Genomic DNA, 17,253 nt, shown 5'->3' with positions numbered 1-17,253 from the left:
GGTAGCGAGGATGTAGTGTAGAATGCTGCGTTTTCGCACTGAAAAACGTCAGGCTAAGAACAGCGGCCTCCAGGAATTCGTAAGGCATAATTATTTAACTATATGAAGAACATACGTAATTTTTCGATCATTGCTCACATTGACCACGGTAAGTCGACGCTGTCTGACCGTATTATCCAGATTTGCGGTGGCCTGTCTGATCGTGAAATGGAAGCCCAGGTTCTGGACTCCATGGACCTGGAACGCGAACGCGGTATCACCATTAAAGCGCAGAGCGTTACGCTTGATTACAAAGCGGCTGATGGTGAAACCTATCAACTGAACTTTATCGACACCCCAGGCCACGTTGACTTCTCCTATGAAGTTTCACGCTCGCTCGCGGCCTGTGAAGGCGCGCTGCTGGTGGTGGATGCCGGGCAGGGCGTTGAAGCCCAGACCCTGGCAAACTGCTACACCGCGATGGAAATGGATCTCGAAGTTGTGCCGGTTCTGAACAAGATCGACCTGCCAGCCGCCGATCCTGAGCGCGTAGCGGAAGAGATTGAAGATATTGTCGGCATTGACGCGACCGATGCCGTGCGCTGCTCCGCGAAAACCGGTGTCGGCGTCACCGACGTGCTGGAACGTCTGGTTCGTGATATTCCGGCCCCGGAAGGCGATCCGGATGCCCCGCTGCAGGCGCTGATTATCGACTCCTGGTTCGATAACTATCTGGGCGTTGTCTCCCTGGTGCGTATTAAAAACGGCACCATGCGCAAAGGCGACAAAATCAAGGTAATGAGTACCGGACAGGTCTACAACGCCGACCGTCTGGGTATCTTCACGCCAAAACAGGTTGACCGCACCGAGCTGACATGCGGCGAGGTAGGCTGGCTGGTCTGCGCCATTAAAGACATCCTTGGCGCGCCGGTGGGCGATACCCTGACCGGCGCACGTAACCCGGCGGACAAAGCGCTGCCAGGCTTTAAAAAGGTGAAACCGCAGGTTTACGCGGGTCTGTTCCCGGTCAGCTCTGACGACTACGAAAACTTCCGTGACGCGCTCGGTAAACTGAGCCTGAACGATGCTTCACTGTTCTACGAGCCAGAAAGCTCAACGGCGCTGGGCTTCGGCTTCCGCTGCGGCTTCCTCGGCCTGCTGCACATGGAGATCATTCAGGAACGTCTGGAGCGTGAATACGATCTGGACCTCATCACCACCGCGCCGACCGTAGTCTATGAAGTTGAAACCACCTCGAAAGAAGTGATCTACGTCGATAGCCCGTCCAAGCTGCCGCCGCTGAACAATATTCACGAGCTGCGTGAGCCGATTGCCGAATGTCACATGCTGCTGCCGCAGGAGTTCCTGGGCAACGTCATTACGCTGTGTATTGAGAAGCGCGGCGTGCAGACCAACATGGTTTACCACGGTAACCAGGTGGCGCTGACCTACGAAATCCCGATGGCGGAAGTGGTACTCGACTTCTTCGACCGTCTGAAGTCGACCTCCCGTGGCTATGCGTCACTGGATTACAACTTCAAACGCTTCCAGGCTTCCAACATGGTGCGTGTGGACGTGCTGATCAACGGCGAGCGCGTGGATGCGCTGGCGCTGATCACCCACAACGACAATGCGCCATACCGTGGCCGCGAGCTGGTTGAGAAGATGAAAGATCTGATCCCGCGTCAGCAGTTCGATATCGCGATTCAGGCGGCAATTGGCAACCACATTATCGCGCGTTCAACCGTGAAACAGCTGCGTAAAAACGTTCTGGCGAAGTGCTATGGCGGTGACGTCAGCCGTAAGAAAAAGCTGCTGCAGAAGCAGAAAGAAGGTAAGAAGCGTATGAAGCAGGTCGGTAACGTCGAGCTGCCGCAGGAAGCATTCCTTGCCATCCTTCATGTTGGTAAAGACGGCAAATAACCCTAAGGAGTTGGCATGGCGAACATGTTTGCCCTGATCCTGGTCATTGCTACCCTGGTGACAGGTCTGCTGTGGTGTCTGGATAAGTTTATCTTCGCCCCAAAACGTCGTGAACGTCAGGCTGCCGCACAGGCAGCCACTGGAGATGGGATTGACGTGAAAACCCTGAAGAAAGTCGGCCCGAAACCGGGCTGGCTGGAAACGGGCGCCTCGGTATTTCCGGTGCTGGCAATTGTTCTGGTGGTACGTTCGTTTATTTATGAGCCGTTCCAAATCCCATCAGGTTCAATGATGCCAACGCTGCTGATTGGTGATTTTATTCTGGTAGAGAAGTTTGCCTACGGCATTAAAGATCCTATCTACCAGAAAACGCTGATCGAAACCGGTCATCCGAAACGTGGCGACATCGTGGTGTTTAAATATCCGGAAGATCCGCGCCTGGACTACATCAAGCGCGCGGTAGGTCTGCCGGGTGATAAAGTGACTTACGATCCGGTTGCGAAAGAAGTCACCGTTCAGCCGGGCTGCAGCTCCGGTACCGCATGTGAAAACGCGCTGCCAATCACCTACTCAAACGTTGAGCCAAGTGATTTTGTGCAGACCTTTGCCCGTCGTAACGGCGGCGAAGCGACCAGCGGATTCTTCCAGGTACCGAAAGGTGAAACAAAAGAGGACGGCATCCGTCTGGTTGAGCGCAAAGAGACGCTGGGCGATGTGACGCACCGAATCCTCACCGTGCCAATCGCGCAGGATCAGCTGGGTATGTACTATCGCCAGCCGGGCCAGCAGCTGGCGAGCTGGATTGTACCGCCGGGACATTACTTCATGATGGGTGACAACCGCGATAACTCTGCGGACAGCCGTTACTGGGGCTTTGTGCCGGAAGCGAATCTGGTCGGCAAAGCCACCGCCATCTGGATGAGTTTTGAGAAGCAGGAAGGCGAATGGCCGACCGGTGTACGCCTGAATCGTATCGGCGGAATCCATTAATTCTCAATAAATGAACGCGTAGCCGCTTTTATTAGCGGCTACGTGAATTATTTCCACGATAAATCTCTTCGAACTAACGACATCCCCTGTCGTTGTGTATAGAATATTCCCCCGAAGTTTAAGGTTGGCCCTGCAAGGGTGCCACGGCACACGAAACCGCGTTGGTTTTCTCAGGTCGGTTTCGTGTGCTGCATTTTTGACGCATTCATTTATTGGTATCGCATGAACCCCATCGTAATTAATCGGCTTCAACGGAAGCTGGGCTACACTTTTCATCATCAGGAGTTGTTGCAACAGGCATTAACCCACCGCAGTGCCAGCAGCAAACATAATGAGCGTCTCGAGTTTTTAGGCGACTCTATTTTAAGTTTCGTGATTGCGAATGCGCTTTATCATCGTTTCCCGCGTGTGGACGAGGGTGATATGAGCCGCATGCGTGCCACGCTGGTTCGGGGTAATACCCTTGCGGAAATCGCGCGCGAGTTTGAACTGGGCGAATGTCTGCGTCTTGGACCGGGTGAACTGAAAAGCGGCGGCTTCCGTCGTGAATCTATTCTTGCCGATACGGTCGAAGCATTAATTGGTGGTGTGTTCCTGGACAGCGATATCCAGACCGTAGAAAAGCTGATCCTGAACTGGTATCAGACCCGTCTGGACGAAATCAGCCCGGGCGATAAACAAAAAGATCCGAAAACGCGTCTGCAGGAATATTTGCAGGGTCGTCATCTGCCGCTGCCGTCTTATCTGGTGGTACAGGTGCGTGGCGAAGCGCACGATCAGGAATTTACCATCCATTGCCAGGTCAGTGGCCTGAGTGAACCGGTGGTGGGCACAGGTTCAAGCCGTCGTAAGGCTGAACAGGCTGCCGCCGAACAGGCGTTAAAAATGCTGGAGCTGGAATGAGCGAAGATAAAACCTATTGCGGATTTATTGCCATCGTCGGACGTCCGAACGTTGGCAAATCCACCCTGCTGAATAATCTGCTTGGGCAGAAGATTTCTATCACTTCGCGTAAGGCGCAGACCACGCGTCACCGCATCGTCGGCATCCATACTGAAGGCGCGTATCAGGCGATCTACGTCGATACCCCTGGCCTGCACATGGAAGAGAAGCGTGCCATCAACCGCCTGATGAACAAGGCGGCGAGCAGCTCGATCGGCGATGTAGAGCTGGTGATTTTCGTTGTGGAAGGCACCCGCTGGACGCCGGACGACGAGATGGTGCTGAACAAGCTGCGTGACGGCAAAACGCCTGTCATCCTCGCGGTCAACAAAGTTGATAACGTGCAGGAAAAGGCCGACCTGCTGCCGCATCTGCAGTGGCTCGGTAGCCAGATGAACTTTCTCGACATCGTTCCGCTGTCTGCTGAGACCGGCCTGAACGTTGATACCATCGCGGGCATCGTGCGTAAGCACCTTCCGGAAGCGATTCATCACTTCCCGGAAGACTACATCACCGATCGCTCTCAGCGCTTTATGGCGTCTGAAATCATCCGTGAAAAGCTGATGCGTTTCCTGGGTGCTGAACTGCCTTACTCCGTAACGGTGGAGATCGAGCGTTTCCAGACCAACGAGCGCGGTGGCTACGATATCAACGGCCTGATCCTCGTTGAGCGCGAAGGGCAGAAGAAGATGGTGATCGGCAACAAAGGGGCCAAGATCAAAACCATCGGCATTGAAGCCCGTAAGGACATGATGGAGATGTTCGAAGCGCCGGTTCACCTCGAACTGTGGGTGAAAGTGAAATCTGGCTGGGCCGATGATGAGCGTGCTCTGCGCAGCCTCGGTTACGGCGAAGACCAGTAACTTAAGACGACGAGCATATGGATGGATGGCAGCGCGCCTTTGTCCTGCATAGTCGTCCCTGGAGCGAAACCAGCCTTATGCTGGACGTCTTCACGGAAGAGTCGGGCCGCGTGCGCCTTGTTGCGAAAGGCGCACGTTCCAAACGTTCTAACCTGAAAGGTGCCCTACAGCCTTTCACGCCGCTGCTGGTACGCTTCGGTGGGCGAGGGGAAGTGAAAACCCTGCGCAGCGCTGAAGCCGTCTCCCTGGCGCTTCCTCTTTCCGGCATCACGCTCTATAGCGGTCTGTATGTCAACGAACTCATCTCACGCGTTCTTGAACATGAGACCCGCTTCTCTGAACTTTTCTTCGATTATCTGCACTGTATCCAGGCGCTGGCTGGCGGAACCGGCACGCCCGAACCCGCCTTGCGTCGTTTTGAACTGGCGCTGCTGGGCCACCTCGGATACGGCGTAGATTTTCTGCACTGCGCGGGCAGCGGTGACGAGATAGAAGACACCATGACCTACCGCTACCGCGAAGAAAAAGGCTTCATTGCCAGTATCGTGATAGACAACAGCACCTTTACCGGGCGCCAGCTCCGGGCGCTGTATGAGCGCGAGTTTCCCGATCTGGACACCCTGCGCGCAGCAAAACGCTTTACCCGGATTGCCCTCAAGCCTTATCTTGGCGGCAAGCCCTTAAAGAGCCGCGAATTATTCAGGCAGTTTGTGCCGAAACGTTAATGTTTTACCCCTCACCCCAGCCCTCTCCCGGAGGGAAGAGGGGAAGAGAAATGAACCAAAATACCGAGGATTGTCATGGCTGAATTACTGTTAGGCGTCAACATCGACCACATCGCCACGCTGCGTAATGCGCGCGGCACGGCGTATCCCGATCCGGTTCAGGCGGCGTTTATCGCTGAACAGGCTGGCGCTGACGGCATTACCGTTCACCTGCGTGAAGACCGTCGCCATATCACCGATCGCGACGTGCGCATTCTGCGTCAGACTCTGGACACCCGTATGAATCTGGAGATGGCGGTCACCGAAGAGATGCTGGCGATTGCCTGCGAGACCCAGCCGCATTTCTGCTGCCTGGTGCCGGAAAAACGCCAGGAAGTAACCACCGAAGGCGGTCTGGATGTGGCCGGTCAGCTCGACAAAATGCGCGATGCCTGCAAGCGCCTGGCGGATGCCGGTATCCTGGTTTCTCTGTTTATCGACGCCGATTTCGCCCAGATTAAAGCGGCGGCCGACGTGGGCGCACCGTATATCGAAATCCACACCGGCTGCTATGCCGATGCCAAAAACGACGCCGAGCAGGCCAAAGAGCTGGAGCGTATTGCCAAAGCGGCCACGTACGCCTCAAGCCTGGGCCTGAAGGTTAACGCCGGTCACGGCCTGACCTACCATAACGTGAAGGCCATTGCCGCGCTGCCGGAAATGCACGAGCTGAACATCGGCCACGCTATCATTGGCCGCGCGGTGATGAGCGGCCTGAAAGAGGCGGTTTCAGAAATGAAACGCCTGATGCAGGAAGCGCGTCAGTAATGGCCATTCTGGGCTTAGGCACCGATATCGTTGAAATAGCCCGTATTGAAGCGGTGATCGCCCGTAGCGGCGATCGCCTCGCAAGACGCGTTCTGAGCGATAACGAGTGGGCCATCTGGGAAGCGCATCAGCAGCCGGTGCGCTTTCTGGCAAAGCGATTTGCGGTAAAAGAGGCGGCGGCCAAAGCCTTCGGGACCGGCATTCGTAACGGCCTGGCGTTTAATCAGTTCGAAGTGTTTAACGATGAGCTGGGCAAACCGAGCCTGCGTCTGTGGGGAGAAGCGCAAAAGCTGGCGGAAAAGCTGGGGGTGAATCACATGCACGTGACGATCGCGGATGAACGCCACTATGCCAGCGCGACGGTGATCATCGAAAGTTAAAGTTTGTCCGCGTGGTGCATCAGGACAAACTTATCCCATAGCTGCTCTTCGCTCTCAACGTGGGCCGGATCCTTCAGGATGGTATTCGGGATCGGGCACACTTTCTGACAGGTCGGCGTTTCATAGTGGCCGATGCATTCCGTGCAGCGGTCGCTGTTAATCTCATAAATGCTGTCGCCCATCGAAATCGCCTGGTTCGGGCATTCGGGCTCGCACATATCGCAATTAATGCATTTTTTGGTAATTAACAGCGCCATCAGGAAATTCTCAGAAACAACACAAACCGGGCGGGCATTATAAGCGTCAAACCAGTTTCTTTACCAGTTCTTCGCTGTGACGAATGCGTTCGGGCGCGCGCTCCAGATCCTGCTGCACCAGCGCCATAAACAGCAGGTCCGTCAGCATCATTTGCGCGCTGGTGGACGAGATAGCCGCGCTGCGCGTGGCCTGCTCTTCGGCAATGGTATATAAACAGCGCGTGGCCCGCTGCTGCAGGGCATTCGGGGTAAAACCGGTGATCGCCAGAATTTTACCGCCGACGCGCAGCGCTTCATCGGTTGCCATGTTGATCTCTCGACGCTCGCCGGAGTAGGAGATAGCCAGCAGCAGATCGTCAGGATCCATCGCCTGTACGGTCGCCAGCAGGGCGTGCATATCCTGCTCGACGATGGCGTTAAGCCCAATTTTCGTCAGCTTCCAGCCAAAGTTACGCGCCACAAGTCCGGACGCCCCGATACCGGTCAGGATGATGCGCCGCGCGCCGCGCAGCATCGCTACGCTCTCCAGCAGCTTCTCTTCCGTATTCACGTCAAGCGTCGCGTGCATAGCCGCCACGTTCTCTTTGATCAGCTTTTCGCCAACCAGCCGCATCGGGTCATCGCCGCGGATCTGATTATGCACCGGCATTGACTGCGGGTTGGGGTTGCTCACCAGCGCTTCGCTGATCGCCAGCTTGAGGGCGGGGAACCCCTTAAAGCCAATCTTCTGGGCAAACTTCACCACGCTGGACTGGCTCACGCCGGCTTCACTCGCCAGCTGCTGCGAGCTGAGGTGGCGTGCATGATCGGGTTGAGAAAGCAGAAAATCCGCCAGCTTCTTGTCGCTTTGGGCAAAGCCTGCATAACGCTGGCGAATGCGAATTAAACAGTTCATAGGGTCTCCTGGCGAAAATGTGATTATCTGCGCAAATACGAATTTTGCTCGCCTGAATGAATTTTATATTCCATTATAGTGTGATTATTATGAATTAAAAATTCTTGAGGTACAAAAATGAATCTTGGCTCACTTGTTTCTGAAACGCGTAACCCACAAACCATGGATCTGGATGCGCTCTCCACCCTGGAGCTGGTTAACCGCTTTAATCAACAGGATACGCTGGTCGCGCAGGCAGTGAAAGAGACTTTACCCGAGGTGGCGAAAGCGGTCGATGCGGCGGCGGAAGCCCTCAAGGCCGGCGGTCGAATTATCTACATGGGGGCGGGCACCAGCGGGCGTCTTGGGGTTCTGGATGCGTCAGAATGTCCGCCCACCTTTGGGGTGCCGCACGGTCTGGTCGTTGGGCTGATTGCCGGTGGACCCGGCGCGCTGCTGAAAGCCGTTGAAGGAGCGGAAGACAATAAACAGCTGGGCGAGGATGACCTGAAGGATCTGAATCTGACCGCGAAGGATCTGGTGGTCGGGCTGGCGGCATCCGGGCGCACCCCGTACGTCATTGGCGGGCTGGAATACGCCAACCGGACGGGCTGCACGACGGTCGCCATCTCCTGTAATCCGGGTTCCCCGATTGCGCAGGTGGCCGCTATCGCTATCTCTCCGGTAGTCGGGCCGGAAGCGCTCACCGGCTCCACGCGTCTGAAATCCGGGACCGCGCAAAAGCTGGTGCTCAATATGATCTCCACCGGCGCGATGGTGAAGTTCGGCAAGGTTTATCAGAACCTGATGGTGGATATGCAGGCCACCAACGTCAAGCTGGTGGACAGAGCCTGCCGCATGGTGATGGAGGCGACAGGCGCAGGCCGTGAAGAGGCAGAGGCGGTGCTCAAGCAGACCGCTCACGATGTTAAACCGGCCATTCTGATGATCCTGAGCGGGCTGGATGCGGCGGCCGCGAGGGCCAAACTCGCTGCGCATAACGGCTTCTTACGGGCGGCATTAGAAAACTAACAGAGGCGTCTATGGACAAAACAGCAGCGCTCGCCAGCGATATCCTGCAGGGGATCGGTGGGGAAAAAAATATTCAGCGTCTCGAAAACTGCATGACGCGCGTGCGCGTCGAGGTACATAACGACGACCAGCTTGACGTGCCGCGCCTTAAGCAGCTGTCCGGCGTCAGCGGCTACGTGAAACAAGGGCAGCAGCATCAGCTGATCGTCGGGCCGGGGAAAGCGGCGCAGGTTGTCGATGCCATGCGCGCGCTGATGGGCGTTAGCGCGAGCGCGTCGATGGACGATGCGGAGCGCACCAGGGCGCAGGCAAAGGCCAAATACAAAGCCCCCATGAGCGATGCGCTGCGTCAGCTGGCAAACGTCTTTATTCCGCTAATCCCGGCGTTTATTGCCTCAGGCCTGATCACCGGGATCATCAACATCCTCAAGCGACCGGATATTGTGGGGGATTTCGCCACGCAGTATCCGAACCTGCTGGGGATTCTCGGGATCTTCGGCAGCGCTGTTTTCGCCATCATGAACATTCTGGTCGGGGTGAATACCGCGAAGGTGTTTGGCGGATCGCTGGCGATGGGCGGGGTGATGGCGGGCATCTTGTCCAGCCCGCAGCTGGCGCAGATCACGCTGTTTGGCGAGGCGCTCCAGCCGGGCCGCGGTGGGGTAATCGCCGTGCTGCTGGTTGTCATCCTGATGTGCTGGATCGAGAAAAGGCTGCGCGCGGTTCTGCCTGGCTCGATCGAGCTGATTCTCAACCCGCTGTTGACCACGCTGATTACCGGTAGCGTAGCGATTGTGGCCCTCCAGCCGCTAGGCGGATGGATCTCTGAAGCCATCGCTCACGGTGCGTCTCTGGCTATCGACCGAGGCGGGCTGCTGGTTGGCGCTGTGCTTTCCGGTACCTTCCTGCCGCTGGTGCTGACCGGCCTGCACCAGGGGCTGGTGCCGATCCACGTCGAGCTTGTACAGGCGCACGGCTATAACGCGCTGCTGCCTATCCTGTCGATGGCGGGGGTGGGGCAGGTCGGCGCGGCAATTGCCGTACTGATGAAAACCCGCAACGCGCGTCTGAAAAAAATGATTAAAGGCGCGCTCCCGGTCGGACTGCTCGGCATTGGCGAGCCGCTGATTTTCGGCGTTACGCTGCCGCTGGGTAAACCGTTCCTCGCCGCCTGTCTGGGGGGCGCGGTAGGCGGGGCGCTGATCAGCTACTGGAAAGTCGCTACCGTTATCACCTTTGGGCTTTCCGGTTTACCGCTGGCATTAACCATCGTGACCGGAAAAGTGATGCTCTATCTGTTAGGCTATTTAGTAGCGGTGATCGCCGGGTTCCTGTTTACCTGGCTGTTAGGTTTCAACGATCCAGAGGAGTAAGGTTTGGCAAATCACGCGCGTCGCGTTGTCTTTTTCGACCTGGATGGAACGCTGCATCAGCAGGATATGTTTGGTACGTTTATGCGTTACCTGCTGCGGCGTCAGCCTTTGAATGCGCTGCTCGTGCTGCCGCTCTTACCGGTTATCGGGATCGCGCTGCTGGTGAAAGGCCGTGCGGCGCGATGGCCGATGAGTTTGCTGCTGTGGGGATGTACCTTTGGGCACAGCGAAGCGCGGCTCAAGCAGCTCGAAAAGGATTTTGCGCACTGGTTTCGCGGCCACGTCGCCGCCTTTCCGGTGGTGCAGGCGCGCCTGACCAGCTACCTCGACGCTAACGATGCCGACATCTGGCTGATTACGGGCTCCCCGCAGACGCTGGTGGAGCAGGTCTATTTTGATACCCCCTGGCTTCCGCGCGTGAATCTTATCGCCACGCAAATTAGCCGCGGCTACGGCGGCTGGGTGCTGACCCTGCGCTGCCTGGGGCATGAAAAAGTGGTTCAGCTGGAAAAACGCATCGGTACACCGCTGCGCCTGTACAGCGGCTACAGCGACAGCAAGCAGGACAACCCGCTGCTCTATTTTTGCCAGCACCGCTGGCGCGTCACGCCATCAGGCGAACTTCAGCAACTCGAATAGTCTTCTCTAAAACTGGCGTGTATAATGCCGCCCGCTTTTCGACTGGAGTATCGCCTTTGTTCAACCCTGTACACAATCATGAATACTGGATGCGCCACGCGCTGACGCTGGCTCAACGCGCCTGGGACGAGGGCGAAGTGCCCGTGGGCGCGGTGCTGGTTCATAACAATCAGGTGATTGGCGAAGGGTGGAACCGTCCCATCGGCCGCCACGATCCTACTGCGCATGCCGAAATCATGGCGCTTCGCCAGGGCGGTCTGGTGCTGCAAAACTATCGTCTGCTTGATACCACGCTGTATGTGACGCTGGAGCCGTGCGTGATGTGCTCCGGCGCGATGGTGCACAGCCGGATCGGGACGTTGGTTTTCGGGGCGCGGGATGAAAAAACCGGTGCGGCCGGTTCGCTGATGGACGTGCTGGGTCACCCGGGCATGAACCACCAGGTGAAGACTATCGGTGGGGTGCTTGCACCAGAGTGTTCGGGGCTATTAAGCGATTTCTTTCGAATGCGCCGTCAGCAGAAAAAGCAGCAAAAGGCAGAATTGAAGCTGTCGGACGATTAAGCTCGTCCGGCGCCACGACCGGGTAGCTTTGAGCCAGCTGTTTGGCCTCCGTCGCCTCTTTCTCTTTCTCCAGCAGATACCCGACCAGGCTAATCTGATATTTACGGATATTTTCCACGTAGGCGTAGGCTTCATGCCCGCGCGCGTAGCCGTATGTCAGCTTGTTATACCATGGCTTTTGGCTCAGCAGCGGCAGGCGCTGCTTAACGTCTGACCAGCTGTCCGGGTTACCTTTCGTTTTGGCCGTCAACGCTCGCGCATCAAGCATATGCGCGTAGCCCATATTGTAGGCCGCCAGCGCAAACCAGATCCGCTCTTCTTCCGGCACCGTTTCCGGTACTTTGGCCATCATATCCTGCAGGTAGCGCGCGCCGCCGCTGATGCTCTGTTCGGCATCGGTACGGTCATTGACGCCCAGGCTCAGCGCGGTATTTTTGGTTAACATCATCAAACCGCGTACGCCCGTGGGCGACGTGGCCTGGGTGTCCCAGTGGGATTCCTGATACGAAATAGCCGCCAGCAGCTTCCAGTCAATCTCCTGGGCGTATTTTTCGAACAACGGCTGCAGGTCCGGCAGGACGCTGTCTACCGCGCGCAGGAAGCTGCGGGTATCAACGTAGTCAAAGTCATCGCCGTGCCCGAGGTACTTCTCCTCCAGACGCGCCAGGGTACCGTCTTCATTGATGGTGTTGAAGAAATCAAGCATCGCGGCAGAGAAGGTCTGATCGTCATCAAGCTGGCTAAACCAGGTCACGGGCTGCTCGTCGGTGACGTCCAGCGCCACGGCGATTTCAGGATGCACCCGCTGGAACAGGCTGATCGCGACCGAATCGGCGATGGTGTAGGGCACCTTCTGATCTTTTACCTGCTCCAGCAGCTCCGTCGTGCCGAGTTTCGGATCCACCGTCCAGCTCAGGTCGGGATATTTCTTCTCCTTGAGCTCCCGCAGATCGTCAATCACCACGTGGCCGGGCGCAATCGTCAGCTGCCGATCGTTAATTGAAGCCAGCGAGCGCGGGCGCAGGCTCCCGACGCGGTAAACCAGCTGCTGAGAAACGGAGTAGTAGGTCGGGCCTGGCTGGTAGTTCTTGCTGCGCTCGCTGTTATACACCAGCCCGGCGGCGAGCATATCGGCATCGTCGTTATCGAGGTCGTCAAACAGCTCGTTGATATTCTGGCGGACGGTGATTTTAAGCTTCACGCCAAGATAGTCGGCGAACTGTTGTGCAAGTTCATAATCCAGACCAATGATTTTGCCGTTGACGTCGCTGTAAATCAGCGGGGAGTTGAGGGTACTGACGCGCAATTCCCCCCGCTTCTGAATGGCGGCGATACGGTTTTCGGCTTTGCCGAACCAGGGGATGGAAGGCCAGAGGGCCACTGCCAGCAGCAACGTTACAATGCCGATGAGCAGATAATTAATCTTTAATTTTTTCAATTAGTTAATTCTCTGCGACGCCGGTTGCCTCAGTTTGCTGTAGCCATGTTAATCATAAGGTTTGCCATTGAATGAGCGGCATTTTGCGTAAACTTGCGCCACTTGGCAACCAATTAGAGAGACAGGTCACATCTATTGTTAAATCTCTGTGCAAATTTTATTTCGACGCAAACGGTTTCGTCGGCGCTCAGGATTCTCTATAATGACGCCCGTTTTCCCCCCTTGCGCACACTGTAAGCGCCCCGGCGCTTCGAAGACGAGAGACTTATGATGGAAATTCTGCGTGGTTCGCCTGCACTGTCTGCCTTCCGTATCACTAAACTGCTGGCACGTTTTCAGGCGGCCGACCTTCCGGTAAGCAATATTTACGCTGAGTATGTCCATTTTGCTGACCTGAATGCCCCCCTGAATGCAGAGGAGCGCGTACAGCTGGAACGCCTGCTCAAGTATGGTCCAAGCCTGAGCAGCCATACGCCAACCGGCAAACTGATCCTTGCGACGCCTCGTCCGGGCACCATCTCCCCCTGGTCTTCCAAAGCCACCGACATCGCCCACAACTGTGGCCTGAGCCAGATTAACCGTCTGGAACGCGGCGTGGCGTACTACGTGGAAGCCTCTACCCTGAGCGACGCGCAGTGGCAGGCGGTTGCGGCTGAACTGCACGATCGCATGATGGAGAGCGTATTTGCCTCTCTCGATGACGCGCAGAAGCTTTTCTCTCACCATCAGCCTGCGCCGGTACAGAGCGTAGACCTGCTGGGGCAGGGCCGTCAGGCGCTGATTGACGCCAACCTGCGTCTCGGCCTGGCGCTGGCTGAAGACGAAATTGATTACCTGCAGGATGCGTTTGTTAAGCTCAACCGTAACCCGAACGACATCGAACTCTACATGTTCGCGCAGGCTAACTCTGAGCACTGCCGCCACAAGATTTTCAACGCCGACTGGATTATTGACGGCGAACAGCAGCCGAAGTCGCTGTTCAAAATGATCAAAAACACCATGGAGCAAACCCCTGACCACGTGCTGTCTGCCTATAAGGACAACGCCGCGGTAATGGAAGGTTCCGAGGTGGGCCGCTTCTTCGCCGATCGCGAAGCAGGGCGCTATGACTTCCATCAGGAGCCCGCGCATATCCTGATGAAAGTGGAAACCCACAACCACCCGACGGCGATCTCCCCGTGGCCGGGCGCGGCGACCGGCTCCGGCGGTGAAATCCGTGATGAAGGTGCGACCGGTCGTGGCGCTAAACCCAAAGCGGGTCTGGTCGGTTTCTCCGTCTCTAACCTGCGTATCCCGGGCTTTGAACAGCCGTGGGAAGAAGATTTCGGCAAGCCAGAGCGTATCGTGACCGCTCTGGATATCATGACCGAAGGCCCGCTGGGCGGCGCGGCGTTTAACAACGAATTTGGTCGTCCGGCGCTGAACGGTTACTTCCGCACCTATGAAGAGAAAGTGGACAGCCACAACGGCGAAGAGCTGCGCGGCTACCACAAACCGATCATGCTGGCGGGCGGGATCGGCAACATCCGTGCCGATCACGTGCAGAAAGGCGAGATCGTCGTCGGCGCGAAGCTGATCGTACTGGGCGGCCCGGCGATGAACATCGGTCTGGGCGGCGGGGCGGCCTCTTCTATGGCCTCCGGCCAGTCTGATGCGGATCTCGACTTCGCCTCCGTGCAGCGCGACAACCCTGAGATGGAGCGCCGCTGCCAGGAAGTGATCGACCGCTGCTGGCAGCTGGGCGACGCTAACCCGATCCTCTTCATTCACGACGTGGGCGCGGGCGGTTTGTCCAACGCCATGCCGGAGCTGGTAAGCGACGGCGGCCGCGGCGGGCGTTTCAACCTGCGCGATATCCTGAGCGATGAGCCAGGCATGAGCCCGCTGGAAATCTGGTGTAACGAATCCCAGGAGCGCTACGTGCTGGCGGTTGCTGCCGACCAGCTGCCGCTGTTTGACGAGCTGTGCCGCCGCGAGCGCGCGCCGTATGCCGTCATCGGTGAAGCGACCGAAGAGCAGCACCTTTCCTTAAGCGACACCCACTTTGACAACCAGCCAATCGATCTGCCGCTCGACGTTCTGCTCGGTAAAACGCCGAAGATGACCCGCGACGTAACCACCCGTAAAGCGGCGGGCAAAGCGCTGGATCGCCAGGGCATCACCGTGGCAGAAGCGGTCAACCGCGTGCTGCACCTGCCTGCTGTGGCAGAGAAAACCTTCCTGGTGACCATCGGCGACCGCACCGTGACCGGTATGGTATCGCGCGATCAGATGGTCGGCCCGTGGCAGATCCCTGTCGCTAACTGCGCCGTGACCACCGCGAGCCTCGACAGCTACTACGGCGAAGCGATGGCTCTCGGCGAACGTACCCCGGTGGCGCTGCTGGACTTCGCTGCTTCTGCCCGTCTGGCGGTCGGTGAAGCGCTGACCAACATCGCCGCGACGCAGATTGGCGATATTAAACGTATCAAGCTCTCCGCCAACTGGATGGCCGCTGCCGGCCACCCTGGCGAAGATGCTGGCCTGTATGAAGCCGTGAAAGCGGTGGGCGAGGAGCTGTGTCCTGCCCTCGGCCTGACCATTCCGGTGGGCAAAGACTCCATGTCGATGAAAACCCGCTGGCAGGAAGGCAGCGAGCAGCGCGAGATGACCTCTCCGCTGTCGCTGGTGATCACCGCGTTTGCCCGCGTGGAAGACGTGCGTCACACCGTTACGCCGCAGCTTGCGACCGAAGACAACGCCCTGCTGCTGATTGACCTGGGTAAAGGCCACAACGCGCTGGGTGCTACCGCGCTGGCGCAGGTTTACCGCCAGCTCGGCGATAAGCCAGCCGACGTGCGTGACGTGGCCCAGCTGAAAGGCTTCTACGACGGGATTCAGGCGCTGGTGGCGCAGCGTAAGCTGCTGGCCTACCACGACCGTTCCGACGGCGGCCTGCTGGTGACCCTGGCAGAGATGGCCTTCACCGGCCACTGTGGCGTGGAAGCGAACATTGCGACGCTGGGCGAAGACCGTCTGGCGGCGCTGTTCAACGAAGAGCTGGGCGCCGTGATTCAGGTGCGCGCGGCGGATCGCGACGCGGTTGAAGCGATTCTGGCGAAGCACGGTCTGGCAGACTGCGTGCACTATCTGGGTAAAGCCGTTCAGGGCGACCGCTTCGTGATTGAAGCAGACGGTCACGCGGTGTTCAGCGAAAGCCGCACCACGCTGCGCATGTGGTGGGCGGAAACCACCTGGCAGATGCAGCGCCTGCGTGATAACCCGGAATGTGCCGATCAGGAGCATAACGCGAAAGCGAATGACCAGGATCCAGGGCTGAACGTGAAGCTCTCCTTCGACATTAACGAAGATATCGCTGCGCCGTACATTGCGACCGGCGCGCGTCCAAAAGTGGCTGTGCTGCGCGAGCAGGGCGTCAACTCCCACGTTGAGATGGCGGCTGCCTTCCACCGCGCGGGCTTTGACGCTATCGACGTCCACATGAGCGACCTGCTGGCCGGACGTACCGGTCTGCAAGATTTCCAGGCGCTGGTGGCGTGCGGCGGCTTCTCCTACGGCGACGTGCTGGGCGCGGGCGAAGGCTGGGCGAAGTCCATCCTGTTCAACAGCCGCGTGCGCGACGAGTTCGAAACCTTCTTCCACCGTCCGCAGACCCTGGCGCTGGGCGTGTGTAACGGCTGCCAGATGATGTCTAACCTGCGCGAGCTGATCCCGGGCAGCGAAGCCTGGCCGCGCTTTGTGCGCAACCAGTCTGACCGCTTCGAGGCGCGCTTCAGCCTGGTGGAAGTGAGCCAAAGCCCGTCTCTGCTGCTGCAGGGAATGGTCGGTTCTCAGATGCCAATCGCCGTTTCCCACGGTGAAGGTCAGGTAGAAGTACGTGATGCTGCGCATCTGGCTCAGCTGGAGAGCAAAGGCCTGGTGGCGCTGCGCTTTGTCGATAACTTCGGCAAGGTGACTGAAACTTACCCGGCTAACCCGAACGGCTCCGCCAACGGTATTACGGCGGTGACCAGCGAAAGCGGTCGGGCGACCATCATGATGCCGCACCCGGAACGCGTATTCCGTACCGTGAGCAATTCCTGGCACCCGGACAACTGGGGCGAGGACAGCCCGTGGATGCGTATCTTCCGCAACGCGCGTAAGCAGTTGGGTTAAGTTTTAGCCCCACACCCTTCCAGGCCCGGTAAGCGAAAGCTCCACCGGGCTTTTTTATTTGTGTCGCAATTACGCGACAGACCCGTAATCCAACTGTCTCCAAAAGGCGACATTTAACTCATTGATTTATATATGGCAGTAAAGGTTCCCGTTAAGGTGTTGCTTAATAGCGACACTTAGCCTGGAAATCATTCAACCGATAATTAACAGGCTAAACGAGTAAAACTCATATATTTCAAAATGTTAATATTTTGTTTTGCATTCTGGCACGGGTGTTGCATAATATTAAGCAGTGGCTCATTCACCTTCTTAT

The 17,253-nt window shown here is 57.4% G+C and carries 15 protein-coding genes; 12 read left to right on the top strand and 3 right to left on the bottom strand.

Annotated features, from left to right (window positions below; genetic code table 11):
- Positions 1-102 precede the first annotated feature (102 nt).
- From lepA to acpS, 7 genes are all read left to right on the top strand, one after another.
- Positions 103-1,902 (top strand): translation elongation factor 4, encoded by a 1,800-nt coding sequence (gene lepA / locus WM95_RS18270; protein WP_023308849.1) that lies wholly within the window; start codon positions 103-105, stop codon positions 1,900-1,902.
- Positions 1,903-1,917: 15 nt separating this feature from the next.
- A complete protein-coding gene (gene lepB, locus WM95_RS18265) occupies positions 1,918-2,892 on the top strand; it encodes a signal peptidase I (RefSeq protein ID WP_063408956.1) in 975 nt (324 codons plus the stop codon).
- Positions 2,893-3,114: 222 nt separating this feature from the next.
- Positions 3,115-3,795: a ribonuclease III gene (gene rnc, locus WM95_RS18255; RefSeq protein WP_003860711.1), complete on the top strand. Its 681-nt coding sequence runs from the start codon at positions 3,115-3,117 to the stop codon at positions 3,793-3,795.
- Complete coding sequence (era, locus tag WM95_RS18250; protein WP_023308847.1) at positions 3,792-4,697, top strand: GTPase Era; 906 nt, start codon at positions 3,792-3,794, stop codon at positions 4,695-4,697. Before rnc ends, era begins: the two co-directional genes overlap by 4 nt.
- Before the next feature lie 17 nt (positions 4,698-4,714).
- A complete protein-coding gene (recO, locus tag WM95_RS18245; RefSeq protein WP_023308846.1) occupies positions 4,715-5,422 on the top strand; it encodes a DNA repair protein RecO in 708 nt (235 codons plus the stop codon).
- 75 nt (positions 5,423-5,497) lie between these two features.
- Entirely contained in the window at positions 5,498-6,229 is a 732-nt protein-coding gene (pdxJ, locus tag WM95_RS18240) for a pyridoxine 5'-phosphate synthase (protein ID WP_032659491.1), read from the top strand.
- Positions 6,229-6,609, top strand: coding sequence for a holo-ACP synthase (gene acpS / locus WM95_RS18235; protein WP_023294331.1), 381 nt, complete (start codon positions 6,229-6,231; stop codon positions 6,607-6,609). The genes pdxJ and acpS overlap by 1 nt, the downstream gene beginning before the upstream one ends.
- On the opposite strand, the gene WM95_RS18230 is transcribed toward acpS, so the two are convergent.
- Together WM95_RS18230 and WM95_RS18225 are read right to left on the bottom strand one after the other, a co-directional pair.
- The gene (locus tag WM95_RS18230) at positions 6,606-6,866 is read right to left on the bottom strand and encodes a YfhL family 4Fe-4S dicluster ferredoxin (protein ID WP_008502177.1); all 261 of its coding nucleotides are present in this window, start codon (positions 6,864-6,866) and stop codon (positions 6,606-6,608) included. The genes acpS and WM95_RS18230 overlap by 4 nt on opposite strands.
- Positions 6,867-6,912: 46 nt before the next feature.
- A complete protein-coding gene (locus WM95_RS18225; RefSeq protein ID WP_023308844.1) occupies positions 6,913-7,761 on the bottom strand; it encodes a MurR/RpiR family transcriptional regulator in 849 nt (282 codons plus the stop codon).
- Positions 7,762-7,878: 117 nt separating this feature from the next.
- On the opposite strand from WM95_RS18225, the gene murQ reads away from it, so the two are divergent.
- Genes murQ through tadA form a run of 4 tightly spaced genes read left to right on the top strand, consistent with a single transcriptional unit; the run spans position 7,879 to position 11,347 of the window.
- Positions 7,879-8,772, top strand: a complete 894-nt coding sequence (gene murQ / locus WM95_RS18220) for an N-acetylmuramic acid 6-phosphate etherase (protein WP_063408955.1) — start codon at positions 7,879-7,881, stop codon at positions 8,770-8,772.
- Between the two features lie 11 nt (positions 8,773-8,783).
- Complete coding sequence (locus WM95_RS18215) at positions 8,784-10,145, top strand: PTS transporter subunit EIIC (RefSeq protein ID WP_023308842.1); 1,362 nt, start codon at positions 8,784-8,786, stop codon at positions 10,143-10,145.
- 3 nt (positions 10,146-10,148) lie between these two features.
- Positions 10,149-10,784, top strand: a complete 636-nt coding sequence (gene yfhb, locus WM95_RS18210; RefSeq protein ID WP_023308841.1) for a phosphatidylglycerophosphatase C — start codon at positions 10,149-10,151, stop codon at positions 10,782-10,784.
- 56 nt (positions 10,785-10,840) lie between these two features.
- Positions 10,841-11,347: a tRNA adenosine(34) deaminase TadA gene (tadA, locus tag WM95_RS18205; protein ID WP_063408954.1), complete on the top strand. Its 507-nt coding sequence runs from the start codon at positions 10,841-10,843 to the stop codon at positions 11,345-11,347.
- On the opposite strand, the gene mltF is transcribed toward tadA, so the two are convergent.
- Positions 11,235-12,785 carry a membrane-bound lytic murein transglycosylase MltF gene (gene mltF / locus WM95_RS18200; protein ID WP_063408953.1) on the bottom strand — a complete coding sequence of 517 codons (1,551 nt, stop codon included), beginning with the start codon at positions 12,783-12,785 and terminating at the stop codon, positions 11,235-11,237. The genes tadA and mltF overlap by 113 nt on opposite strands.
- Before the next feature lie 267 nt (positions 12,786-13,052).
- Between mltF and purL the strand changes: the two genes are divergently transcribed.
- Entirely contained in the window at positions 13,053-16,940 is a 3,888-nt protein-coding gene (gene purL, locus WM95_RS18190) for a phosphoribosylformylglycinamidine synthase (RefSeq protein ID WP_063408952.1), read from the top strand.
- Positions 16,941-17,253: the final 313 nt, after the last annotated feature.

Origin of the sequence: Enterobacter cloacae complex sp. ECNIH7 (assembly GCF_002208095.1) — a bacterium.
Lineage (GTDB): Bacteria > Pseudomonadota > Gammaproteobacteria > Enterobacterales > Enterobacteriaceae > Enterobacter > Enterobacter cloacae_M.
This window is presented reverse-complemented; position numbering and strand designations above follow the sequence as displayed.